Annotated in this window: 22 protein-coding genes; 6 read left to right on the forward strand and 16 right to left on the reverse strand. The window is 65.7% G+C overall.

Translation table 11 applies throughout. The features are described from left to right. Positions 1-32 precede the first annotated feature (32 nt). Both ACZ52D_RS05220 and ACZ52D_RS05225 read left to right on the forward strand, forming a co-directional pair. Complete coding sequence (locus tag ACZ52D_RS05220; protein ID WP_464443117.1) at positions 33-1961, forward strand: OmpA family protein; 1929 nt, start codon at positions 33-35, stop codon at positions 1959-1961. Next, positions 1961-2275, forward strand: coding sequence for a hypothetical protein (locus tag ACZ52D_RS05225; RefSeq protein WP_222456363.1), 315 nt, complete (start codon positions 1961-1963; stop codon positions 2273-2275). Before ACZ52D_RS05220 ends, ACZ52D_RS05225 begins: the two co-directional genes overlap by 1 nt. Positions 2276-3501: 1226 nt before the next feature. Here ACZ52D_RS05225 and ACZ52D_RS05230 read toward each other — a convergent pair. The 10 genes from ACZ52D_RS05230 to ACZ52D_RS05275 form a co-directional block, all read right to left on the reverse strand. Next, complete coding sequence (locus tag ACZ52D_RS05230) at positions 3502-3948, reverse strand: molybdenum cofactor biosynthesis protein MoaE (protein WP_417475664.1); 447 nt, start codon at positions 3946-3948, stop codon at positions 3502-3504. Between the two features lie 4 nt (positions 3949-3952). Further along, positions 3953-4198: a molybdopterin converting factor subunit 1 gene (gene moaD, locus ACZ52D_RS05235; protein ID WP_464442781.1), complete on the reverse strand. Its 246-nt coding sequence runs from the start codon at positions 4196-4198 to the stop codon at positions 3953-3955. Then, the gene (gene pgsA / locus ACZ52D_RS05240; protein ID WP_222456366.1) at positions 4198-4869 is read right to left on the reverse strand and encodes a CDP-diacylglycerol--glycerol-3-phosphate 3-phosphatidyltransferase; all 672 of its coding nucleotides are present in this window, start codon (positions 4867-4869) and stop codon (positions 4198-4200) included. Before pgsA ends, moaD begins: the two co-directional genes overlap by 1 nt. A 137-nt stretch (positions 4870-5006) precedes the next feature. Beyond that, entirely contained in the window at positions 5007-6896 is a 1890-nt protein-coding gene (gene uvrC, locus ACZ52D_RS05245) for an excinuclease ABC subunit UvrC (protein ID WP_464442782.1), read from the reverse strand. A 311-nt stretch (positions 6897-7207) separates the two neighbouring features. Then, the gene (locus tag ACZ52D_RS05250; RefSeq protein ID WP_369928409.1) at positions 7208-8014 is read right to left on the reverse strand and encodes an SDR family oxidoreductase; all 807 of its coding nucleotides are present in this window, start codon (positions 8012-8014) and stop codon (positions 7208-7210) included. 46 nt (positions 8015-8060) lie between these two features. Then, the gene (locus ACZ52D_RS05255) at positions 8061-9011 is read right to left on the reverse strand and encodes a calcium/sodium antiporter (RefSeq protein WP_417475665.1); all 951 of its coding nucleotides are present in this window, start codon (positions 9009-9011) and stop codon (positions 8061-8063) included. Between the two features lie 171 nt (positions 9012-9182). Next, positions 9183-9980, reverse strand: a complete 798-nt coding sequence (locus tag ACZ52D_RS05260) for a S49 family peptidase (RefSeq protein WP_464442783.1) — start codon at positions 9978-9980, stop codon at positions 9183-9185. Between the two features lie 321 nt (positions 9981-10301). Further along, the gene (locus ACZ52D_RS05265; protein ID WP_222456371.1) at positions 10302-11063 is read right to left on the reverse strand and encodes an ABC transporter permease; all 762 of its coding nucleotides are present in this window, start codon (positions 11061-11063) and stop codon (positions 10302-10304) included. Further along, positions 11060-12028 (reverse strand): ABC transporter ATP-binding protein, encoded by a 969-nt coding sequence (locus ACZ52D_RS05270; RefSeq protein ID WP_222456372.1) that lies wholly within the window; start codon positions 12026-12028, stop codon positions 11060-11062. The genes ACZ52D_RS05265 and ACZ52D_RS05270 overlap by 4 nt, the downstream gene beginning before the upstream one ends. Before the next feature lie 122 nt (positions 12029-12150). Then, positions 12151-12684 (reverse strand): CoxG family protein, encoded by a 534-nt coding sequence (locus ACZ52D_RS05275; protein WP_464442784.1) that lies wholly within the window; start codon positions 12682-12684, stop codon positions 12151-12153. Positions 12685-12851: 167 nt separating this feature from the next. On the opposite strand from ACZ52D_RS05275, the gene ACZ52D_RS05280 reads away from it, so the two are divergent. Next, positions 12852-13526: an NAD(P)-dependent oxidoreductase gene (locus ACZ52D_RS05280; RefSeq protein WP_464442785.1), complete on the forward strand. Its 675-nt coding sequence runs from the start codon at positions 12852-12854 to the stop codon at positions 13524-13526. A gap of 92 nt (positions 13527-13618) precedes the next feature. Here the strand turns inward: ACZ52D_RS05280 and pobA are convergent, their stop codons facing one another. Further along, entirely contained in the window at positions 13619-14800 is a 1182-nt protein-coding gene (gene pobA / locus ACZ52D_RS05285; RefSeq protein ID WP_464442786.1) for a 4-hydroxybenzoate 3-monooxygenase, read from the reverse strand. A 124-nt stretch (positions 14801-14924) separates the two neighbouring features. On the opposite strand from pobA, the gene ACZ52D_RS05290 reads away from it, so the two are divergent. Continuing rightward, on the forward strand, positions 14925-15785 hold the full coding sequence (locus ACZ52D_RS05290; protein ID WP_464442787.1) for a helix-turn-helix domain-containing protein: 861 nt from the start codon (positions 14925-14927) through the stop codon (positions 15783-15785). 47 nt (positions 15786-15832) lie between these two features. Then, positions 15833-16918 (forward strand): CaiB/BaiF CoA transferase family protein, encoded by a 1086-nt coding sequence (locus ACZ52D_RS05295; RefSeq protein ID WP_464442788.1) that lies wholly within the window; start codon positions 15833-15835, stop codon positions 16916-16918. A gap of 2 nt (positions 16919-16920) precedes the next feature. Here the strand turns inward: ACZ52D_RS05295 and ACZ52D_RS05300 are convergent, their stop codons facing one another. Together ACZ52D_RS05300 and hemE are read right to left on the reverse strand one after the other, a co-directional pair. Beyond that, on the reverse strand, positions 16921-17088 hold the full coding sequence (locus ACZ52D_RS05300; protein WP_417475672.1) for a hypothetical protein: 168 nt from the start codon (positions 17086-17088) through the stop codon (positions 16921-16923). Between the two features lie 74 nt (positions 17089-17162). Next, a complete protein-coding gene (hemE, locus tag ACZ52D_RS05305; protein WP_464442789.1) occupies positions 17163-18197 on the reverse strand; it encodes a uroporphyrinogen decarboxylase in 1035 nt (344 codons plus the stop codon). 182 nt (positions 18198-18379) lie between these two features. Between hemE and hemC the strand changes: the two genes are divergently transcribed. Next, positions 18380-19339 carry a hydroxymethylbilane synthase gene (gene hemC / locus ACZ52D_RS05310; protein ID WP_464442790.1) on the forward strand — a complete coding sequence of 320 codons (960 nt, stop codon included), beginning with the start codon at positions 18380-18382 and terminating at the stop codon, positions 19337-19339. A gap of 87 nt (positions 19340-19426) precedes the next feature. Here hemC and ACZ52D_RS05315 read toward each other — a convergent pair whose 3' ends face one another. From ACZ52D_RS05315 to ACZ52D_RS05325, 3 genes are all read right to left on the reverse strand, one after another. Continuing rightward, positions 19427-20242 carry a glycoside hydrolase family 25 protein gene (locus ACZ52D_RS05315; protein ID WP_464442791.1) on the reverse strand — a complete coding sequence of 272 codons (816 nt, stop codon included), beginning with the start codon at positions 20240-20242 and terminating at the stop codon, positions 19427-19429. Positions 20243-20431: 189 nt separating this feature from the next. Beyond that, a complete protein-coding gene (gene hemF / locus ACZ52D_RS05320) occupies positions 20432-21325 on the reverse strand; it encodes an oxygen-dependent coproporphyrinogen oxidase (RefSeq protein ID WP_464442792.1) in 894 nt (297 codons plus the stop codon). A 12-nt stretch (positions 21326-21337) separates the two neighbouring features. Then, positions 21338-22144: an SDR family NAD(P)-dependent oxidoreductase gene (locus tag ACZ52D_RS05325; RefSeq protein ID WP_222456383.1), complete on the reverse strand. Its 807-nt coding sequence runs from the start codon at positions 22142-22144 to the stop codon at positions 21338-21340. Positions 22145-22215 lie beyond the last annotated feature (71 nt).

A 22215-nucleotide genomic window follows, 5' to 3' on the forward strand; every position in this document is an offset into this window, starting at 1 on the left:
GCGTTCAACGCAAACTGGAAAGTTGTTGCCATATGCGCCTGTCTAAGCTGTTCATCCCGGTCCTGGCCTTTGCCTCAGCCGCGGGGCTAAGCCTCGTCGCCGCCGGGTTCGCAGTGACCGCGGTCGAACGTGGCACCGAAACCGAGGTCCGACGGGCGCTTGATGCGCGAGGGTACACCTGGGCAGAGGTGACCGCCGATGGCCTGCAGGTTCTGCTGGAGGGCACCGCCCCGGACGAAGCCACTCGGTTCTCGGTGAAATCCACGGTTGGCACGGTGGTGGATGCGGCGCGCATCCTGGACGGGATGGAGGTGCCGCCCGCCGATGGCCTTGCCCCGCCGCGGTTCTCGGCAGAGATACTGCGTAACGATGGCGGCATCTCGATCATCGGTCTGATCCCCGCCGGGTCCGGTCGCAGCACGCTGGTCAGCCAGCTGGTTGACCTGGCTGGCCCCGACAGCGTCGCCGACCTGCTCGAGGTTGCCAAATACGACATCCCGGACGGCTGGACCGAGGCGATGGACTACGCGGTCGAGGCCCTGAAACTGCTGCCGCGGGCCAAGATCTCGGTGGCGGCGGGCGAGGTGTCGATCACCGCGATTTCCGGCAGCGAGGAAGCCAAGGCACGACTGGAAGAGCAGCTGGGCCGCAACGCCCCGCCGGGATTGCGGCTGGCCCTGGACATCGCGGCGCCGCGCCCTGTCATCACGCCCTTCACGCTGCGGTTTCTGCTGGACGAGGATGGCGCCAGTTTCAATGCCTGCTCCGCCGAGAGCGAAGAAAGCCGTGATCGCATCCTGGCCGCCGCCCGCAAGGCCGGGCTGACCGGCAGCGCCGACTGCGTGATCGGCATGGGCGTGCCGTCTCCCAATTGGGCGCGGGCCGCAGAGCTGAGCATCGGTGCCCTGGCAGAGCTGGGGGCGGGTTCGGTGACCATCGCCAATGCCGACATCACCCTGGCCGCCGCCGAAGGGACGCCAAATGCCCGCTTCGACCATGTGGTGGGTGAGCTGGAAAGCTCCCTGCCCCGGGTGTTTGCCCTGCATGCGGTGCTGCCAGTGCCCGAAGCGCAGGACGCGGACGGGGTGCCGGAGTTTACCGCCACGCTCAGCCCCGAAGGCCAGGTGCAACTGCGCGGCCGCCTGTCCGACGCCGCCCTGCGCCAGGTCGTCGACAGCTATGCACGGGCCCGCTTCGGCTCTGCCAATGTGCACAGCGCCGCGCGGGTGGTGGCCGATCTGCCCGCCGACTGGCCGGTACGGGTGCTGGCCGGGCTCGAGGCGCTGTCCTACCTGCAGCGCGGGGCCGTCACCGTGACGCCGGAAAACCTGGAGCTGCGCGGCATGAGCTTTCGCAAGGATGCTCCGGCCGAGATCGCCCGTTTCCTGTCGGCCAAGCTCGGCGAGGCGGAGACCTACGACCTCGACATCAGCTACGAGGAACCGCCCGCCCCGAAGGATCAGCCGATCCCGCCGGAGCTCTGCGAGGCCCAGCTGGTCAGCGCCCAGAGCGAAACCAAGATCACCTTCGAACCCGGCTCCGCCACAATCGCGGCCGACAGTGCCGACACGATGGACCGGATTGCCGAGGTTCTGGCCCGCTGCGGCCCCGTCCGACTGGAGATTCAGGGCCACACTGACAGCCAGGGGCGCGAGACGATGAACCAGAACCTCAGCCAGGCACGGGCGCAGTCGGTGCTGAACGAATTGCGGGCCCGGCGCATCGTCACCTCGACCTTCACCGCCAAGGGCTACGGCGAGAGCAACCCGATTGCCGACAACGGCACCGAGGAAGGCCGCGAGGCCAACCGCCGCATCGAGTTCAAACTGATCCAGCCCACGGGTCCGCAGGCCGAGGCAGACAGTGAACAGTCCGAGGATGCCGAAGCGCAAGACGCGCCGGAGACGGATGAAGACGCCGCGGACGGCACAAGCGAAGACGCACAGGAGACCTCAGAGTAATGAACAGGACAGAGTTCATCATCACCACCGCGATCATCCTGTTTGTGGCCTTTGCGCTTGGCTGGTTTGCCAACTGGCTGGTGCACCGTTTCACCCGCGTGCGGCAGAGCGACGTGGCAGATCTCGACCGGATGAGCCAGGAGCTGCACGAGGCCGAAGAGACCCGTGACCAGGCGATCACCTATCTGCAGCAACGCGAGGCGGAGCTGACCAACCAGCTGACCCAGACCGAAGCCGAGCTGCGCGCCGCCATGGACGGCCTGCGCGAGGCCCGACGCGAGGCCGAAGAGCTGCGCGCCCAGCTGCCGCAGTAAGGCGGCGAGGCTGACCGAAGGCAGAAGGAGGAACTCCCGCGCCTGCGGCCTGCGCTGGCTATGCGCCAGCACCGGCCGAGCAGCCTTGGGCATAGCGCCGTGCTGGCGCACGGCGTGGGCGTTAATGCAGCGGCCCGACGGATGCCCCCAGGCATTGCGCTTGCTGTAGTCACAGAGAGATGCAGCGATATGGACGGGGGCTGAATGCCGCCGCCCGCTATTGCCCCCTGCAAATCGGCAACAGCATGGCCCGCCTGGTTGCGGTTACGGCCTCTTCATGCTGCGTAGGATTGTCGCTGCGGGTTCATTAGCCGGACCGCCCCTCTTGTCGTTCTGAGACGCCGAATTCAGCATATCAGCCGGTGACACTCGAGAGGAACTCTCGGGCGACCGAAACGGTGCTTAGATGCCTGCACCAGAGATCGTTAAGGTTCGTCGCTGGATCAGCACGCTTTATTCCTGCACAGCTGGTTCAACTGATTTTATCTCTGACAAGGTACAGGACTACACGAACAGTGGTGGTCGGCGGGCAACTAGCCCCCGACCTGTTTGCGGTTCCGCCTCACTTCAAGGGACTGCAACGCGGTGCAGGAGCATAGTCAGCCGACTCCATCGGACACGCGAGCCACGCCAGGCAGCCGCTCAGAGCGCTTGGAACGCGAGTCCCTGCGCATTCAAAAGCCCGACCATATTGCCGGTTGCGCTCCAGGAGAGCAGGAATAGTCGCTCGTGTCCGAAAGACAGTACACCACGCAAGATCCGTTTTGGTCTCGGCACAAACGCCCCCACCTTGCGAATACGCAAGCAACGGCGGCAACGTGCTGAGAGACGCCTTCCCGCAACCGTGCAGGCCAAGCCCAGCGACGTTATCGCCGGCAGACAAACCTGTTCTCGCCAGAAATTTCGACCTCATGCCGACAACAAAAGCTCTTTCGCACGGCGCGGCGTTCGAGGGGCATCTACAGGCGTTCCCAGCGAGGGGAATAAAGGATGCTACGGGAAGCACGCCAGCGCCACCACACCTCGGCCCCGTCGCAAAAGGGTGCGCATCACTTGTCAGACACCCTTTATCGCCCCCTGCCCAAGCATGACCGCGCTTCCTGAGACCACCACCGCTGCCAAGCGATACCCCCCCGCCGCGCGCAGCGCGGCGCCGGGCCCAACAGGCGGAGATCATCCTTGGATGGTCGAACACCTGGCGGGAGCCCGCCCGGTGATGCGAGGGCTTACCAGCGTTTCAGCGCGTCCTCGTCGGCGTCCTTGGCCGCGACCCAGTCGGCACTGCCGCCGGACAGGATCTCTTTCTTCCAGAACGGCGCGCGGGATTTGAGGTAGTCCATCAGGTATTCCGCCGCCTCGAAGGCATCCTTGCGATGGCGCGCGGCGGTGGCGACCATCATGATGCGCTCGCCCGGCGCCAGACGGCCATGGCGGTGGATCACCAGCGCATCCGCCAGCGACCAGCGGCGCATGGCCTCCTCGGCGATGGCGGTCAGCGCCTTTTCGGTCATGCCGGGGTAATGCTCGATCTCCATGGCCACCAGACCGCCCTGATCGGCATCGCGTACCACGCCGGTGAAAGTCACCACCGCGCCAGCACCCGCGACACCGGCGGCAAAGGCGTCGCTTTCGGCGCCCAGTTCGAACGGTGCCTCCTGAACCGCAATCCGCATCGGCTCAGCCGCCCGTCATCGGCGGGAAGAAGGCCACCTCGCGCACGCCCTCAAGCGGCGAGTCGAAATCCGACAGCTCCTGATCCAGCGCCACCCGCAGCGCCGAGAGGTCAGCGAAGGCCGCGGCATAGCGCTCCTCGCGGGCGCTGAGCTCTGCCACCAGCTCGGCGACGGTGGCGGCCGAGGTCTCCACCCGCTCGCGCGGCAGGCCGATGCGCTCGCGCACCCAGGCGAAATACAGGATTTCCATCAATGCGCCTCCTTCAGATGCGGCATCGCCTTGCGCAGGTAGTCCGCGCCGGTGATCACCGTCAGCGCCGCCGCGATCCACAGCAGCCACAGGCCGATGCGGCCGGTCCAGAACACGCCCGCCTCTTTCCAGCGCAGACCGAACAGGTCCTCCAGCTCGCCCGCGATGATCTGGGTATAGATCTGGTCGTCCATGCCAAAGGAGGACATCACCAGATAGTGCTCGAAGATACCCTGCGAAAACAGCGTGGCGATGGCGATCATCTGGGTAGTGGTTTTCCACTTGGCCAGCTTGGTGACCTTAAGCGTGCCGGCAGTGTCGCCGAGGTATTCACGCAAGCCCGAGACAAAGACCTCGCGGAAGAGGATCACGGTGGCGGGCAGCACCAACCAGGGGGTCCAGTGTTCGGCGGCATAGCCGACGATGATCATCAGCGCGATCACCACCATCGCCTTGTCGGCGATCGGGTCCAGCATCGCGCCGATCTTGGTTTCCTGTTTCCAGGCCCGTGCCAGATAGCCGTCGAACCAGTCCGTCACCGCCGCCGTGATGAACAGCAGCAGAGCAAACCAGTCCGCGTAGGGGCGCGAGAAGTAGAGGAACATCACCGCAAGGCCGGGCGCGGCAAGCAGGCGCAGCAGGGTGAGGATATTGGGCAGGGTCCATTTCATGGACGCACATTATCCGGCTGTTTAGAAAGTGGAAAGCGCATGCGCTGAAAAATCCGCCCCATCCGGGGCGGATGCCCCCGGCGGGGATAGGTTGGGCCAGAAGAAGGGCCGGGCGTTTCAGTTTTCAAGAGGTGTTCTCAGCTGCTGGCGTGGAAGTGGTCGTAGATCCGTTCGGCCAGCGCCGCCGAGATGCCCTCGACCGCCTTCAGATCCGCAAGGTTGGCGCGGCTGACGGCCTTGGCGCTGCCGAAATGCGCCAGAAGCGCGCGTTTGCGGGAGGCGCCGACGCCCGGCACCTCGTCCAGCGGCGTGGCGCTGACCGCCTTGGCGCGCTTGGCGCGGTGGGTGCCGATGGCAAAGCGGTGCGCCTCGTCCCGCATCCGCTGGATGAAATACAGCACCGGATCATTGCGCTGCAGCGCAAAGGGCCGCGCACCGGGGCGGTGGAATTCCTCCTTGCCGTGGTCGCGATCAACCCCCTTGGCGACGCCAACCATGGGAATATCCTGCACGCCGTGCTCTTCCATGATCTCCGCCACCGCCGAGACCTGGCCCGCGCCGCCATCGATCAGCAGCAGATCGGGCCACAGCCCCTTTTCGCGGTCCGGGTCTTCCTTGAGCAGGCGCGAGAAGCGGCGGTTCAGCACCTCTTTCATCATTCCGAAGTCATCGCCCGGCACCAGGTCATCACCGCGGATGTTGAACTTGCGGTAGGCGTTTTTCATGAAGCCCTCCGGCCCCATCACGATCATGCCGCCCACGGCGTTGGTGCCCTGGATGTGGGAGTTGTCGTAGACCTCGATGCGCTGCGGCGGCGCCTCCAGGCCGAACGCCTCGGCCAGGCCGCGCAGGAGCTTGGCCTGGGTGGCGCTTTCGGCCATGCGGCGGGCGAGGCTTTCGCGGGCGTTGCGCACGGCAAAGGCCACCAGCTCGGTCTTTTCACCGCGCTGGGGCACCAGCAGTTCCACCTTGCGGTCTGCCTTGTCGCTCAGCGCCGCTTCCATCAGGTCGGCATTCTCGATCGCGTCCGACAGGATCAGCTGCCGCGGCGGCTCCTTGTTGGCGTAGAACTGGCCGAGGAAGGCCTCCATCACCTCTGCCGGGCTCATGTCGGCATCGATGCGCGGGTAGAAATCCTGGTTGCCCCAGTTCTGGTTGGCGCGAATGAAGAAAACCTGCACGCAGGCCTGGCCGCCCTCCATGTGCAGGCCGATCACATCCGCCTCGGCCACGCCGCGCGGGTTGATGCCCTGGCTGGACTGCACCTGGGTCAGCGCCTTGATCCGGTCCCGCAAGGCGGCGGCACGCTCGAACTCCATCGCCTCGGAGGCAGCCATCATCTGCTCGGCCAGCTCTTCCTGGATCTTGGTGGAACGGCCCGACAAGAAACGCTCGGCGTCGCGCACGCTTGCAGCATAGTCCTCTTCCGAGATCAGCCCCACACAGGGCCCCGAGCAGCGCTTGATCTGATATTGCAGGCAGGGGCGCGTGCGGGTCTCGAACATGGAATCCGAGCAATTGCGCAACAGGAATGCCTTTTGCAGCTGGTTCAGCGTCCGGTTCACCGCACCCGCACTGGCGAAGGGGCCGAAATAGCTGCCCTTCTGCTTGCGCGCGCCGCGGTGCTTTTTCAGCTGCGGAAAGTCGTGATCCTTGGCCACCAGAATATTGGGGAAGCTTTTGTCATCCCGCAGCAGCACGTTGTATTTCGGCTTCAGCTGCTTGATCAGGTTCTGCTCCAGCAGCAGCGCCTCGGTTTCCGTGCGCGTGGTCAGGAACATCATCGAGGTGGTCAGCGCGATCATCCGCTCGATCCGCGGACTGTTGCCGGGCCGGGTATAGTTCGACACCCGTGCCCTCAGGTTGCGCGCCTTGCCGACGTAGAGCACCCGGCTCTCGGCATCCAGCATCCGGTAGACGCCGGGCGAGGCATCCAGAGTTTTCACGTAATCCTGAATCACCGCGTAGCCACTACGCGGCTTTGGGGTCGGCGAATCCGGGGCTGTGTCGGAAGGCTGATCAGTCATGCGCACAGACATATGATTCCCCGCATTGGGCTGCAATGTTTGACCCGCGGGATCAAGAGAGAGGAAATCCACGCAACATGTGGATAACTACGAAGATAACTTTGGGCTATCTGCGATTTTTTCTTATTTTTACGCTATTCCGGCCAAATGCCTAAAATTTAAGCAATTTACCAAATTATTGAAAATAAACGAAACTTTTTACGACCCCTGACAAGGTTATGAAAACAAAGGGGTTTTTGTAACGCTTCCGTGACACCCCTCGAGGCGGTGTACAACTTTCCGGGCCGAAGCCGAAATCGTCGCCCGAAACGCTACTCCAGCCCGTCGCTGTCGGGGGTCTGCCAAGCCAGGTGCTGACCGCCATCCGGACAAATCATTTGGCCCGTCACGGCCCGTGCGCGCAAAAGATACGCCAGCGCAGCCGTGACATCTTCGCTGCTGGCCCCCCGTTGCAGAATGGTGGCCGCGCGTTGCCGCGAGAACTGGTCTGCTGTTTGCCGCGCTCCCCTCAGGGTTGGTCCCGGCCCGATGGCATTGACCCGGATCCAGGGGGCCAGCGCCTGTGCGGCGGTGCGCGTCAGCGTCCACAGCGCCGACTTGGCCAGGGTGTAGGACATGAAATCGGGGGTCAGCTTCAGGACCCGCTGGTCGATCATGTTGACCGCCAGCCCCCAGGCCAGCGGCTCGCCCTCCGCGTCGCGAAGCTCGCGCACGCCCTGTTGCGCGGCCATTGCCTGCAAAAGGACGAAAGGGGCACGCAGGTTGCTGGCCATGTGACGATCCCAGCTGTCGCGGGTGGCGCAGGTCAGCGTGTCGCGTTCGAACACCGAGGCATTGTTCACCAGGCACGTGATCGGCCCACCCAGCGCGTCCACGGCACGCGGCAGCAGTGTCTGGCACTGCGCCTCGTCCAGCAGATCGGCCTGCAAGGTCACGGCCTGTCCCCCTTCGTCGACGATCTGGCTGGCGACCTCCTCGGCGGCCTCGGCCGAGGTGCCGTAATGCACCGCAACCGCATGACCGCCCCGGGCCAGCTCCAGCGCCATGGCACGCCCCAGACGTCTGCCCGCTCCGGTCACCAATGCCCGCATCGCTGTCTCCTTCCTGCCCCGGCCCATGGGACAGCAGCCAATCGATGGCCCCTGCCCCTTGCCATGCCGGAGGTTAGAGCAGCACCGCCAGATACGCCAGATAGAGCGCGCTGAGGATGATCCCCCAGATGCGGGTGATGTCCTGTTTGAAGAACACGAACGGGATCAGCAGCAGCGACGCGGCCAGCATCACCCAGAGATCAAACCGCAGGAACTCGGGATCCACCGAGATCGGTCCGACAAAGGTGGCGAGCCCGACGATGGCGAGGAGGTTGAACATGTTGGAGCCGATCACATTGCCCAGCGCGACATCCGCCTGCCGACGCAGCGCCGCCATGACCGTGGTGGCCAGTTCCGGCAGCGACGTGCCCACCGCCACCAGCGTCAGGCCGATCACGGTTTCGCTCACGCCATAGGTCCGGGCAATGATGGTGGAGTTGTCGACCAGAAGATCCGCCCCGAGCGGCAGCCCGACAAGACCCAGCAGGAGGTACAGCCCCACCCGCCAGTAGGGCATGTTCGGGTCGGCTTCCTCGATGTCTTCCAGGTCGTCTTCCGCGGCCTTGCCGTTGCGACGGTGGTTGCGGGCCTCGCGGAAGGCGATGCCCAGCACCACCGACAGCGCGGCCAGCAGGATCAGGCCCGACCAGATGGTGAAGGTGCCACAGAAGGCGAGGCCGATGAACAGCACCGACGCGATCAGCATGAAGATGTAATTCTTGCGCGTGCTGCACTCGCTGGTGTGCAGGGCCCGCATCAGGGCGGGGATGCCCAGCACCAGCAGGATGTTGGCGGTGTTCGATCCCACCACGTTGCCCAACGCGATCCCATCGGCATTGCGCGCGACAGCCTTGACGGCGATCAGCAGTTCCGGTGCCGAGGTGCCAAACGCCACGATCGTCAGGCTGACGATCAACGCGGGCACACCCAGACGCAGGCTGAGATTTACCGCCCCACGCACCAGGGCGTCCCCTGCCAGCAGCAGAATCACCAGCCCCAGGGCCGAGTACAGCCATGGCATCATTTGCCAGACCCTCCGTTCTTGCAGGCGCAGACGCCCCTGCCGATCTTGAAGCGGCCACAGGACGGGCACCGCTTTGAATTGATATGTTTCTGGCCGGGAAACCGCAGCTTGCCGAACATCGCAAGCACCACCATCACCACCAGAAAGATTGCAACGATCTTTACCAGCACGTCAGAGCCCGAACCGCGCGAACTCGGCGCGCTCCTCGATTCCGGCCAGCGCGTCCTGGGCGATCTGCACGCCAAAACGGCTCAACAGCGGCTTCTTGACACCATAGCGGCGGAAGCGGACCTTTTTGCCGAAACGCTCCTGCATCTTGGGCTTGAGATGGCCGATGCCGTCGATCAAGCCCAGCTCGGCCGCGCGGCGTGCCAGCCAGATCTCGCCGGTGAACAGCTTCTGATCCGTCGCCAGTTTGGCACCGCGGCGTTCGGTGACATGGTCGATGAAATTGGCGTGGATGTCGTTCAGGATCTCCTTGAGACGCTCCACGTCCTCCTGGTTCTCCGGCCGGAACGGGTCCAGCATCGATTTGCTCTCGCCCGCGGTATAAACGCGCCGCTCGACCCCTTGCCGGGCCAGCAGCACATGGGCGCCAAAGCCGGCCGAGATCACCCCGACGGACCCCACGACAGAGCTGGCGTCCGCCCAGATCTCATCCGCCGCGGCCGCCAGCCAGTAGCCGCCCGAGGCCGCCACATCTTCGACGAAGGCGTAGACAGGGATCTCCATCTCTTCGGCCAGACTGCGGATGCGGGCCCCGATCAGGGAGCTTTGCACCGGCGAGCCACCGGGAGAATTGATCTCCAGCGCCACCGCGGCAGGTTTGCCTTTGCGGAAGGCACGTTCGAGCACGGGCGCCAAGGTGGTGTCGCTGAGAGAGCCGCGGCCGGTCATGCCGATGGCACCGTTCAGCCGCACCACGGCGACCAGCGGCTGTTTGTTCAGGAAAGGCAGGTGAAATCTCATGGCGCCGATGTAGAGGCCCGCCCGAGGTGAAACAAGATGCGGTGCCGGGGGAATTGCGGTGAAATGCAAAAACCACACAGCCACAGGCAAAAATGCAACGCTGCCCTGCCTGCCCTGACCACCTGCCGGTCCAGGCCCGCGTGCCGCCAGATCAAAACGCTCCCGCCCGTCAGGCCATCTGCCGCGGCAGCTGCCTTCCCGTTGGGCGGGGCGCCGCGCCAACGCGCGGCGCGGCACGCGCAGCGTGCCGGGCCCAAATGCAAGGCGGCCGCCAGGCCGCAGGCGCAGGCGGGAGCATATGCTGCCCCGCGCCAGTCGCGCTCAGGCGCGGATGCGCCAGCCGGTCTTGAAGATCCACCAGATCACGCCCATGCAGGCCAGGGTGAAGCCGCCGATGGCGCAGAGGCTCAGCAGCACCGGCACATCCGCCTGGCCAAAGAACGCCCAGCGAAAGCCCGACACCAGGTAGACCACCGGGTTGAACAGGGTAATGGTCTGCCACACCGGCGGCAGCATCGAGATCGAGTAGAAGGACCCGCCGAGGAACACCAGCGGTGTCACCACCAGCAGCGGCACCAGTTGCAGCTGCTCGAAATTGCCGGCCCAGATACCGATGATGAAGCCCATCAGCGCAAAGCTGAGACAGGTCAGCACCAAAAAGGCCACCATGGCGATGGGGTGCTGGATATGCAGATCAACGAACAGCGAAGCGGTGCACAGGATCACGGTGCCGATGAACAGCGACTTCGTCGCCGCCGCGCCGACAAAGCCTGCGACCACCTCGAGGAAATTGATCGGGGCCGACAGGATCTCGTAGATATTGCCGATGAATTTCGGGAAATAGATCCCGAAGGAGGCGTTGGAGATGCTCTGGGTTATGACCGACAGCATGATCAGCCCCGGCACGATGAAGGCGCCGTATTCCACGCCGTCGACTTCCTCGATGCGGCTGCCGATGGCGCTGCCGAAAACCACGAAATACAGCGAGGTCGACAAAACCGGCGAGATGAAGCTTTGCAGGAAGGTGCGCCAGAACCGCGCCATTTCCGCCTTGTAGATGGTGGCCACTGCCGTCCAATTCATGCCGCGTCTCCTGAAACTGCCGCCGTGCCGCTCCGGTCAGCGCCGTTGCGCGCGACGAGACCCACAAAGATGTCCTCGAGGCTGGATTCCCGGGTCTGCACATCCGCCAGCACCAGCCCGGCCTGCGCCACGTCATTCAGCAAGGTGGTGATCCCCGTGCGCTCGGCCCGCGTGTCGTAGGTATACAGCAACCCGTAGCCGCCATTGACCAGCTCGAGCCGATGTGGCGCCAATCCGGCCGGGATTTCCGATATCGGAGCGGTCAGCTGCACTTCCAGCTGCTTCTGCCCCATCCGAGCCATCAGCTGCTCCTTTTCCTCCACCAGCAGCAGCTCGCCGCCGGTGATTACCCCGACACGGTCGGCAATCGCCTCGGCCTCTTCGATGTAATGGGTGGTCAGGATGATGGTCACGCCATCGGCCTTCAGCTCGGCGACGATTTCCCACATGTCCTTGCGCAATTCCACATCGACCCCGGCGGTCGGCTCATCGAGGAACAGGATCCGCGGGTCATGCGCCAGCGCCTTGGCGATCAGCACCCGTCGCTTCATGCCGCCGGACAGTTCCATGATCTTGCTGTCGCGTTTCTCCCACAGCGACAGCTTGCGCAAGACCGCCTCGATCCGCGCCGGATCGGCGGGTTTCCCGAACAGCCCGCGCGAGAAGGTTACCGTGTCCAGAACCTTGGCGAAGGGCTCGAGCGTGATCTCCTGCGGCACCAGCCCGATCAAAGACCGGGCGGCCCGAAATTCCGTCACATTGTCGAAGCCGCCGACGCTGACCTGACCCGAAGACGCGGTGGTGATGCCGCAGATGGTGGAAATCAGCGTTGTCTTGCCCGCGCCATTGGGCCCGAGGAGGGCCAGGATTTCACCCTCTTCGATATCCAGAGAGACGCCCTTCAGCGCCTCGAATCCGCCGTCATAGACCTTGCGCAGGTCGCGGATGGACAGGATGGCTGCCATGATGCCTCCGGTGTATGCTCAAATCCCGGCCACCCTAGCGGCAGTGTGCCGCATCTGCCAGCCCCGCAACCCGCATATGCAACTGTGCATCAGCGCAGAGAGCGCGCGCGAAGGAGCCGACCTCACCCGCGACCGGTCACCTTGCTGAACCAGCCCTTCTTGTCGGCGCCACCGGCTTCCGCCTCCGACGCCTCCGCCGCATCGTCCGGCGCGTCCGCAGGCGCGAGGTGCGACTGGAGATTGGCGAAGAACTGATCCGCCATCTTCTTGGCGAAGCCGTCGATGATGCGGCTGCCCAGCTGCGCCAGCTTGCCGCCGACCTTGGCCTCGACGTCATAGGACAACAGCGTGCCGGTCTCTGACGGGGCCAGCGTCACCGTGGCGCCGCCCTTGGCAAAGCCGGCCGCGCCGCCCTTGCCTTCACCGCTGATCTTCAGTTGTTCGCCCGGCACCATGTCCGACAGCGTCACCTGCCCCTTGAAGGTCGCCTTCACCGGGCCGACCTTTTGCGTGACCTTGGCCTCGAACCCCTCTTCCGGGGTGCCGGTCACCTCCTGCGCGCCGGGCACGCAGGCCTTCAGAACCTCGGGATCCAGCAGGGCCGCGTACACAGTGGCGGGATCGGCGGCGATTTCCTTCTGGTCAGTCATCTGCATGGCTTGGCCTCCCTGGCGTCATGGCGTGTTTCACCAGACCTAGCCAACGGGCCGCGGCCTGCCAAGCCATCTGTCACAGGCAGCGGGCGGCAGCGCTGCATTTTTATCTTGACGTCGAGATTGTCGACAGCTATCTCGATATCAAGATAACTTAAAGGAGCACCCCAATGAAAATCCTCATCCTTGGCGCCACCGGCGATGTTGGCGGCGCGGCCCTGCGTGCGGCCGTGGCCCGCGGCCATCAGGTCACAGCAGCCGCCCGCAAGCCGCAGGCGCTGGCCGCGATCAGCCCGCTGGTCACCCCCTGCCCGCTGGACCTGTTGGCCCAGCCGCAGGCGGCGACCGAGGCGGCTGTCGGCCACGACCTGATCATCAGCGCCCTGCGCCCGCCGGTGGGGCGCGAGGCCGACCTTGTGCCCCTGACCCGCGCGGCGCTTGAGGCCGCCGAGACGGCCGGTATCCCGGTGCTGGTCACCGGCGGCGCCGCAACGTTGAAACTGGCCGATGGCAGCGGCCACACGGTATTGACCGCCCCCGGTTTCCTGCCGGGCAGCGTGCGCCCGATTGCCGAGGCCTGCGCCGCGCAGGACGCGGTGCTGGATGCCGCCACCGACACCGGGTGGACCTGCCTGCGCCCGCCCGCGATGCTGATGGAGGGTCCAGCCACCGGGCGCTACCGCTTCGGCACCGACACGCTGGTGGTGGATGAGGAGGGCAACTCACAGATTTCATTCGCTGATTTCGGCTCTGCGCTGATCGATCTCGCCGAAGCGCCCCGCGACAATCATGGCAAGCTGACCGTTGCCTGGGGCGCTCCCGCCCCGGCCCTGGCGGCCGGCTGACGCCGGACCTTGGGCCGCGTTGGGCCGGGCATGCATCTGTGATGCAGGGCAAAGGCGCGGGAGCCCCTCGCCGCTGCGGCACGCAGCTCAGCTCAATACGGCAGCCCGACGTAGTTTTCCGCCAAAGAGGCCTGCGCCGCAGCGGAGGAAAACAGATAGTCCAGATCGGCCTGCTGAAGCCGCAGGTCGGTGTCATTGCCGTCCGGTGCGCGGTGCAGCAGGTTGGTCATCCACCAGCTGAACCGTTCCGCCTTCCAGACCCGCGCCAGCGCCTTTTCCGAATAACTGTCCAGCCCGGCGCTGTCGCCGTTCAGGTAGTGATCCTGGAACCCATGATACAGATAGTAGATGTCCGAGGCCGCCAGGTTCAGCCCCTTGGCACCGGTTGGCGGCACGATATGGGCGGCGTCGCCCGCCAGGAACAAATTGCCATAGCGCATCGGCTCGGCAACGAAACTGCGCAAGGGGGCGATGGATTTCTCGATCGACGGCCCGGTCTGCAGCCCGGCTGCCACGTCCTGCGGCAGGCGGCTTTTCAGCTCGGCCCAGAAGGCGTCATCGCTCCAGTCCTCCGCACGGTCACTCAGCGGCACCTGGATGTAGTAGCGGCTCAGGCATTTGCTGCGCTGCGAGCACAGGGCAAAGCCGCGCGGATGGCGGGCATAGATCAGCTCCTCCGCCACCGGCGGCGTCTGCGACAGAACCCCCAGCCAGCCAAAGGGATAGACTTTCTCGTACTCGGTCAGCACATCCGCCGGGATCGACTTGCGGCTGACGCCGTGAAAGCCGTCGGCGCCGACGATGAAATCGCAGTCGGCCCGATGCGTGCCGCCGTCCTGCTGCCAGGTCACGTAAGGGCGAGCGTCCCGCAGCTCGTGCAGCTCAACGTCCTCGACACCGTGGAGGACAACGCCCCCCATCTCGTCCCGCGCCGCGTACAGGTCCCGGGTCACCTCGGTCTGGCCGTAGACCATCACCGTGGCGCCGCCGGTGGCACCAGCCAAATTGATCCGATCAAGCCGCCCCTGATGGGCGATGTAGAAGCCTTCGTGGGTCTCTCCCTCGCGATCCATGCGCGCGCCGCAGCCGGCCTCGCGCATCAGCGCAACAAGCCCCTGCTCCAGAACACCGGCGCGGATCCGCCCCAGCACATGGTCCCGACTGCGCTTTTCCAGCACGATGCTGTCGATGCCCTTGCGATGCAAAAGCTGTGACAGCAGCAACCCCGAAGGCCCGCCGCCGATGATGACAACCTGGGTCTCGTAACTGGTCATATGGCTCCCCCCCAAACCACCGGTCCGCCGCAGGCAGGACCAAACAAAGTGCTGGCGGCCATAATGCGCCCGGAACGCCGCTTTGCGAATGGACCAACTGCGCCAGTTCTTGTACATTTCGAACATGCCCTCCGCCGCCCGCATCAGCAGCTACAACCTATTCGGCGAAACCGCCGAACTGGCCGATGTCCTGCATGTGGAAACCATACGCGCCCGATCCGAGCTGCATGACTGGCAACTGAAACCGCACCGCCACGACCGCCTGCACCAGCTGCTGGTGCTGATGCGCGGCGGCGGCAGCACTGAAATTGACGCAAACACCCATCCGCTTTCCCCGCCGTGCCTGGTCAATGTGCCGCGCGGTGCAGTGCATGGGTTCCGCTTTGCCAGCGGCACCAGCGGTTGGGTGCTGACGCTGACCTCCGACCTCCTGGACCAGGGGCTGTCCGCCCAGGAAGGCGTGCAGGCGCCGCTGGACCTGCCCGCGGTGCTGCCGCTGCCGGACGGCATGGAGGCGCTGGCGCGGCAACTGATCGCGGAGTACCAGCGCCGCGACTTTGGCCGCGCGCAGATGCTGCGCGGGCTGGCGCTGGCGGCCACTGCACTGGCCGCGCGCGCCATCGCCACCGCGCAGCCCACCACGGGCACGCCGCAGACCAGCCCGCTGTTTGCCCGTTTTGAAGCCCTGGTCGAGGAAAACTTCCGCCAACGCCTGCCGCTGGCCGACTACGCGCGGCAGCTGGCGGTCTCCCCCACCCATCTGAACCGGATCGCCCATCAGGCCACCGGCCAGCCCGCCTCGGCGCTGATCCGCGCGCGCACCCTGCGCGAGGCGCGGCGACTACTGATCTACACCAGCCTCAGCGCCGCCCAGATCGCCTATGAGCTGGGCTTCTCCGACCCTGCGCATTTCAGCCGCTTTTTTGCCAGGGGCACCGGTATGCCGCCACGGAAGTTCCGCCAGCAGCTTGCCCGCGGCGGCTAGGCTGCCGCAGGCTGGCTGCAGTACGCCGACACGGAGGAGCAGGCCGCATGCTGGAGGGAATTCGTATTCTGGAGGTCGAGGGGCTGGGCCCGGCCCCGTTCGCCGGGATGACACTCGCCGATCTGGGCGCCGAGGTGATCTGCGTCCACCGTCCGGGCGCGCCGCCCACGCCGGGGATGCCCGAACGGTCGCTGCTGGACCGCGGCAAGCGGTCGATCACCCTGGACCTCAAGGCCCCAGCCGACGCCGAGGTCTTCCTGAAACTGGCCGCAACGGCGGATGGTCTGATCGAGGGCTTCCGCCCCGGTGTGATGGAGCGGTTGGGCCTTGGCCCGGCAGAATGCCACGCGGTGAACCCGGGACTGGTCTATGGCCGGATGACCGGCTGGGGCCAGGACAGCCCGCTGGCCCAGACGGCAGGGCATGACCTCAACTATATCTCGCTGTCGGGCGCGCTGTGGTATGCCTCGACCCCCGGCGATGCGCCGCTGACGCCCGCCACGCTGGTCGGCGACATCGGCGGCGGCGCGATGTACCTGGTGGCGGGAATGCTGGCCGGGCTGCTGAAGGCCCGCGCCAGCGGCGAAGGCTGCGTGGTGGACGCGGCGATCTATGACGGCTCGGCCCATATGATGAATCTTCTGATGAGCATCCGCCAGGCCGGGCATTTCGGCGTCACGCGCGGGGCGAACCTGCTGGACGGCCCGCATTGGAGCCGCACCTACGCCTGCGCGGACGGCGGCCATATCTCGGTGCAATGTCTGGAGCCAAAGTTCTACGCGCTGTTTCTGGACAAACTGGGGCTGGCGGAGGACCCCGCGTTTCAGCAGCAGTTCGACCGGGCGCAGTGGCCGGTGCTGACGGCACGGCTTGCCGGGATATTCGCCGCCCAGCCGCGCGATCATTGGGCGGCGCTGTTTGACGGTAGTGATGCCTGCGTCGCCCCGGTGCTGAACCCCGAGGAAGCCATGGCGCATCCGATGAACGCCCGCGGCACCTGGGCCACACCGGACGGCGTGCTGCAAGCCGCCCCCGCGCCGCGGTTCAGCGGCCAGCCCGAGTGGGAGCCGCCCCAGATCCCGGAGCGCGGCCAGCACGGACAGGACATCCTGGCCGAGCTGGGCTTGCGCTAGGCTCAGTCGTCCTTCTTGGGCTTTTCGGCGGCAGCCTTCATCCGCTTCAGCAGCTCGGCCTTGCTGGCCTGCTTGCCAAAGGGGTTCTTTGCCGTGCCCTTGGCGTTGTGCTCGGCATGGCGCGGCTTGTTGCGGCCCATGCGGGCGCCGCCCATTCTGCTGTAGTCCATGGTGTGACCTCCGGGTCTGTGCGCACAATGCGCGAGGATGCAGCTCTTGCCGCATCCTGCGCATCAGCACAAGATCAGCCTTCGCGCACCGTGTCGATCATCAGCTGCACATTGTCCGGATCCGCGTCCGGCGTGATGCCATGGCCGAGGTTGAAGATATGCGGGCCGTTTCTGAAGGCGGCAACGATCCGGCGGGTCTCATCCACCAGCTCCTGACCGCCGGTCACCATGTGGCGCGAGGCGAGGTTGCCCTGCACGCAGCCGTCCACCTGCACATGTTCCGCAGCCCATTCGGGATCGACCGAGTTGTCCAGCGCCACGCAGTCGATGCCGGTTGCCTTGGCAAAGCCCACATATTTCTCGCCCGCTTCGCGCGGGAAGCCGATCACCGGGATGCCCGGGTGGCGCGCCTTCAGGGCGGCGGTGATCTGGCGGCAGGGTTCCAGCGCGTATTTCTCGAACGCCGCGCCCTGCAGCGAGCCCGCCCAGCTGTCAAAGATCTTGACCACCTCGGCCCCGGCCTCGATCTGGCAGGAGAGGTATTCGATGGTGGCTTCGGTGATCCGAGCCAGCAGCGCCTCGAACAGGGCGGTGTTTTCCTCGCGCAGCGCGTGGGCCGGTCCCTGATCCGGCGTGCCACGGCCCGCGATCATGTAGGTGGCGACCGTCCAGGGCGCACCGGCAAAGCCGATCAGCGTGGTCTCGGACGGCAGTTCGCGCGACAGGATGCGCACGGTCTCATAGATCGGATTCAGCGTCTCGTGGATGTCGGCGACCGGGCCAAGCTTGGCAAAATCCGCCTCGGTCGTGATGGTCGACAGCCGCGGGCCTTCGCCGGTCACGAACCACAGATCCGCGCCCAGCGCCTGCGGCACCAAGAGGATGTCGGCAAACAGGATCGCTGCGTCAAAGCCATAGCGGCGGATCGGCTGCAGCGTGACCTCGGCCGCCAGCTCCGGGTTGTAGCACAGCTTGAGGAAATCCCCCGCCTCGGCCCGCGTCGCACGGTACTCCGGCAGGTAGCGGCCCGCCTGGCGCATCATCCAGATCGGCGGCACATCCTGTTTCTCGCCCGCCAATGCACGCAGCAGCTTCTTTTGTCCGGCCATGTCACCCTCGCTATCTTTCGCCCCCTGAGGTCACGCCTGCGCGGGCGAATGTCAAGGGCAGGGGCGATCTGCCGCGCCCCCGGCCCGGGCACTTTGCCCCATGGCAAAGCCGCCCGGCACAGGCCATGCGAGGGACAAAACCTGTTTCCACCGGGGCGCAAACTGATTTAAGGCTTCTTTCCATGACACTGACCCTGCCCACCCCCGCTTCGCCCCTGAAAATCGGCACCCGCGGATCGCCGCTGGCGCTGGCCCAGGCGCATGAAACCCGCGACCGTCTGGCCGCCGCCTTCGACCTGCCGGCCGAGGCCTTCGAGATCGTGGTTATCAAGACCACCGGCGACAATCAGGCGCTGATCGCGGCGGACAAGCCGTTGAAGACGCTGGGTGGCAAGGGGCTGTTCACCAAGGAAATCGAAGAGGCGCTGCTGTCCGGTGGCATCGACATCGCGGTGCATTCGATGAAGGACATGCCGGTGGCCCAGCCCGAAGGGCTGCAGCTGGATTGCTACCTGCCGCGCGAAGACGTCCGTGATGCGTTCATCTCGCCCGCGCTGTCCTCGATCCATGATCTTGCGCCGGGCGCGGTCGTGGGCACGTCGTCGCTGCGCCGCCGCGCGCAGCTCTTGAACCGCCGCCCCGATCTGAAGGTGGTGGAGTTCCGCGGCAACGTTCAGACCCGGCTGCGCAAATTGTCCGAGGGCGTGGCCGAGTGCACCTTCCTCGCCATGGCCGGGCTGAACCGGCTGGCGATGGCCGATGTGCCCGCCACCGCGATCGAGACCGCCGACATGCTGCCCGCCGTGGCGCAGGGCGCCATCGGTATTGAATGCCGCACTGACGACAGCCGCGCGCGCGACATGCTGGCGGCGATCCATGACGCGCTGACAGGCCAGCGACTGGCGGCGGAACGCGCCTTCCTGGCGGCGCTGGACGGCTCTTGCGAGACCCCGATCGCGGGCCTTGCGGAACTGGACGGCCCCACCCTGCGCCTGCGCGGCGAGGTGCTGCGCCCGGACGGGTCCGAGGCAATCAGCGACGACCAGACCTGCCCCATGGAGGACGGTGCGGAGCTGGGCCGCGAGATGGCCGCGAAACTGCTGCAACAGGCAGGCCCCGGCTTTTTCGACTGGAAATCGTAAGCGAGCAACGCACCGCGCTCCGGACCGAAAAATCGAAGGGTAAGCGCCCATGGCGCGCGGGGGCAAGGCCCCCTGCCCGCCCTCGGCTCAGATCTGTCCCGACCACCTGAGCCAGCTTTCGGGACTGCCGCGGAAGGTGTTGAGGTCAACGTTGCCCGCCACGCCCGGCACCGCGCCGGTGCCGGAATATTGCCAGAAGCTCCAGCTTTGGCCCGGGTAGACCTGCTGCGGATGGCCCGCGACCGAGCGCAGCCAGAACTCGGTGCCGCCAAGCCGCCCGATGCCAGTGTCGCGGTAGAAATCCACCGTTGTGTAGATCACCGGGCGCTTGCCGTAGTGGCGCTCCAGGATGTTCAGGAACTTGCGCGCCTCGGCCCGCACCGTCGCGCCGTCGGGCCGGGTGCGGCAGGTGCGGGAGCGGTGGTTCCACTCCATGTCCAGCACCGGCGGCAGCGCGTTTGCGTCGCGCGGCACGTGTTTGATGAACCAGCGCGCTTGCTCAGCCGCCGGGCGGCAGAAGTAATAGTAGTGATAGGCGCCGCGCTTCAGTCCCGCCCGGTCGGCGCCGCGCCAATTGTCGCGGAACTTCGCATCGGTGTGGTCGCCGCCCTCGGTTGCCTTGATATAGGCAAAGGAGACCCCGGCGCGGCGCACCTGGTGCCAGTCCACATTGCCCTGGTAGCGCGAAACGTCGATGCCATGGACCGCGTAGGTCCAGGGCGCGCGCCCGTCCCAGTCATGCGGATCGTTATCGCCGAACCGCGGATAGGTGCGCAATCCCGCGAGCGCGCCATTGGCAGGCTCGCCGCGGCTGACCGCGGGTGCCTGTGCCGAGCGCTCGGGCGGCGCGCCGCAGCCCATCACCAGTGCCACCGCCAGCAACCCCGAAACCCATCTGCGCATGTGAAAGGCCCCTGCCCTGATACCTGAAACCGCGCTTATGCTTGCGCCTTTGTCCATATCTTAGCGCGCGCACCGGCAAAGTCGCGCATACCGGCATGAAATCAGCGCAAATCCGCCAAAGACAAAACGCGCTGTCCAGAGCAGGCCAGCGCGTTCAAGATTTCAGGACAGGCAGCAGGACCGGTCAGGTCAGACCCATTTGGCCAGCGGTGGCAGGCTCATCAGCACCGCGTTGGCGTCATGGCCGGTTTCCAGCCCGAACTTGGTGCCGCGGTCATAGACCAGGTTGTACTCTGCATAGAGCCCGCGATGGATCAGCTGGGCGTCCTTGTCGGCATCGTCAAAGGGCTGCACCCGGCGCTTTTCCACCAGCGGCACAAAGGCGGGCAGGAAGGCGCGGCCGATGTCCTGGGTCAGAGCGAAATCCGCCTCCCAGCTGCCGCTGTTGCGGTCATCCATGAAGATGCCGCCAACGCCACGGGCCCGGCCGCGGTGGGGGATGTAGAAATACTCATCCGCCCAGGCCTTGAGCCGCGGATAAAGATCGCCCCCATGCGGGTCCAGATGCTGTTTCTGAACCCCGTGGAAATGCGCGGTGTCCTCCGCGTATTCGATGCAGGGGTTGAGGTCCGAACCGCCGCCGAACCACCAGCCATGCGGGGTCCAGAACATGCGGGTGTTCATGTGCACCGCCGGCACATGCGGATTGCGCATGTGGGCGACCAGCGAGATGCCCGAGGCCCAGAAGCGCGGATCTTCCTTCATGCCTGGCAGCCCCTTGCGCGCCGCCATCGCGGTCTGCGCCCGCTCGCCCAGGGTTCCGTAGACCTCGGAGATGTTGACGCCGACCTTCTCGAACACCCGGCCGCCGCGCATCACGCTCATCAGCCCGCCACCCGCGTCAGAGCCATCCTCGGCGCTGCGTTTGGTCTCCGTCACCTCGAAGCGTCCCGGCTCCTGGTCGCTGAACGGGCCGTCGCCGTGATCGGCTTCGAGCCGCTCGAACGCCGCAACGATCTGGTCGCGCAATTCACGGAACCAGGCAGCCGCGCGGGCCTTTTCCTCTGTCATCTCATGCGTCATGGCAATGTCCAATCAATGTACCGGTGCCGCCACCGGATCCAGCAGCGTGCGGCCGCCGTCCAGCGTCAGCACCTGCCCGGTCATGAAGCCGGAGGCGTCCGAGGCCAGGTATTGCGCAGTTTCGGTCAACTCGTTCGGAGAGGCGATACGGCCCAGCGGGGTATGCGCCTCGATATCCTGACGGTAGCTGCGGTTGTCTTTCAGCGTGCCCTGCATCGACGCGCTCATGACCGAGCCGAAGGCGATCGAATTCACCCGAATCCGGTGCGGTGCCAGCGCCACCGACAGCGAGCGCGTGGCCTGATCCAGCGCCGCAGAGGCCACCGAGTAGGCCATCAGCTGCGGGTGGGTGCGCCGCGCCGCGATCGAGGACAGGTTGATGATGCTGCCCAGCGGCCCATCAGCGTCCTCGTTATCCTCGCCCTGCTTGATCATCCGTTTGGCCACCTGCTGCGACAGCCGGACCGTTGGCAGCAGGCTTTGCGTCAGCAACTGGTCCAGCGTGTCATCGCTCGGGTCCAGCGGATCGGTCGCCACCATCTGCCGCGCCCCGTTGACCAGGATATCGACCCCGTCAAAGGCGTCGATAGTGGCCGACAGAAGGTTGGCGATGGTCAGCCGCTCGCGGAGATCCCCGGCAAAGTACCGGATATTGCTGTCATCCGCCTGCGCGCCCAGCTCGGCCAGCAACTGCGCCTCCTGGGTGTCGGCAAACATCACGTTGGCGCCCGCCGCCGCGAATTGTTTGCCGATGGCCAGACCGATGCCGCTGGAGGCCCCGGTCACGATGGCGGTCTTGCCAGAAATTGAAAAGGACATGCGAAAGGCTCCCTTGGCCGTTTGACTGGCGCGTCTTGCAGGCACGTTAGACCGGGGCGACCGGATTGCAA

It is taken from the genome of Leisingera sp. S2M4, assembly GCF_055398055.1.

What these genes read in the sequence shown, in the direction of transcription:
- ACZ52D_RS05220 (WP_464443117.1), top strand. Translation starts at nt 33, where the DNA reads ATGCGCCTGTCTAAGCTGTTCATCCCGGTCCTGGCCTTTGCCTCAGCC.
- ACZ52D_RS05225 (WP_222456363.1), top strand. Translation starts at nt 1,961, where the DNA reads ATGAACAGGACAGAGTTCATCATCACCACCGCGATCATCCTGTTTGTG.
- ACZ52D_RS05230 (WP_417475664.1), bottom strand. Translation starts at nt 3,948, where the DNA reads ATGCGGATTGCGGTTCAGGAGGCACCGTTCGAACTGGGCGCCGAAAGC.
- moaD (WP_464442781.1), bottom strand. Translation starts at nt 4,198, where the DNA reads ATGGAAATCCTGTATTTCGCCTGGGTGCGCGAGCGCATCGGCCTGCCG.
- pgsA (WP_222456366.1), bottom strand. Translation starts at nt 4,869, where the DNA reads ATGAAATGGACCCTGCCCAATATCCTCACCCTGCTGCGCCTGCTTGCC.
- uvrC (WP_464442782.1), bottom strand. Translation starts at nt 6,896, where the DNA reads ATGACTGATCAGCCTTCCGACACAGCCCCGGATTCGCCGACCCCAAAG.
- ACZ52D_RS05250 (WP_369928409.1), bottom strand. Translation starts at nt 8,014, where the DNA reads ATGGGCCGGGGCAGGAAGGAGACAGCGATGCGGGCATTGGTGACCGGA.
- ACZ52D_RS05255 (WP_417475665.1), bottom strand. Translation starts at nt 9,011, where the DNA reads ATGATGCCATGGCTGTACTCGGCCCTGGGGCTGGTGATTCTGCTGCTG.
- ACZ52D_RS05260 (WP_464442783.1), bottom strand. Translation starts at nt 9,980, where the DNA reads ATGAGATTTCACCTGCCTTTCCTGAACAAACAGCCGCTGGTCGCCGTG.
- ACZ52D_RS05265 (WP_222456371.1), bottom strand. Translation starts at nt 11,063, where the DNA reads ATGAATTGGACGGCAGTGGCCACCATCTACAAGGCGGAAATGGCGCGG.
- ACZ52D_RS05270 (WP_222456372.1), bottom strand. Translation starts at nt 12,028, where the DNA reads ATGGCAGCCATCCTGTCCATCCGCGACCTGCGCAAGGTCTATGACGGC.
- ACZ52D_RS05275 (WP_464442784.1), bottom strand. Translation starts at nt 12,684, where the DNA reads ATGCAGATGACTGACCAGAAGGAAATCGCCGCCGATCCCGCCACTGTG.
- ACZ52D_RS05280 (WP_464442785.1), top strand. Translation starts at nt 12,852, where the DNA reads ATGAAAATCCTCATCCTTGGCGCCACCGGCGATGTTGGCGGCGCGGCC.
- pobA (WP_464442786.1), bottom strand. Translation starts at nt 14,800, where the DNA reads ATGACCAGTTACGAGACCCAGGTTGTCATCATCGGCGGCGGGCCTTCG.
- ACZ52D_RS05290 (WP_464442787.1), top strand. Translation starts at nt 14,925, where the DNA reads ATGCCCTCCGCCGCCCGCATCAGCAGCTACAACCTATTCGGCGAAACC.
- ACZ52D_RS05295 (WP_464442788.1), top strand. Translation starts at nt 15,833, where the DNA reads ATGCTGGAGGGAATTCGTATTCTGGAGGTCGAGGGGCTGGGCCCGGCC.
- ACZ52D_RS05300 (WP_417475672.1), bottom strand. Translation starts at nt 17,088, where the DNA reads ATGGACTACAGCAGAATGGGCGGCGCCCGCATGGGCCGCAACAAGCCG.
- hemE (WP_464442789.1), bottom strand. Translation starts at nt 18,197, where the DNA reads ATGGCCGGACAAAAGAAGCTGCTGCGTGCATTGGCGGGCGAGAAACAG.
- hemC (WP_464442790.1), top strand. Translation starts at nt 18,380, where the DNA reads ATGACACTGACCCTGCCCACCCCCGCTTCGCCCCTGAAAATCGGCACC.
- ACZ52D_RS05315 (WP_464442791.1), bottom strand. Translation starts at nt 20,242, where the DNA reads ATGCGCAGATGGGTTTCGGGGTTGCTGGCGGTGGCACTGGTGATGGGC.
- hemF (WP_464442792.1), bottom strand. Translation starts at nt 21,325, where the DNA reads ATGACGCATGAGATGACAGAGGAAAAGGCCCGCGCGGCTGCCTGGTTC.
- ACZ52D_RS05325 (WP_222456383.1), bottom strand. Translation starts at nt 22,144, where the DNA reads ATGTCCTTTTCAATTTCTGGCAAGACCGCCATCGTGACCGGGGCCTCC.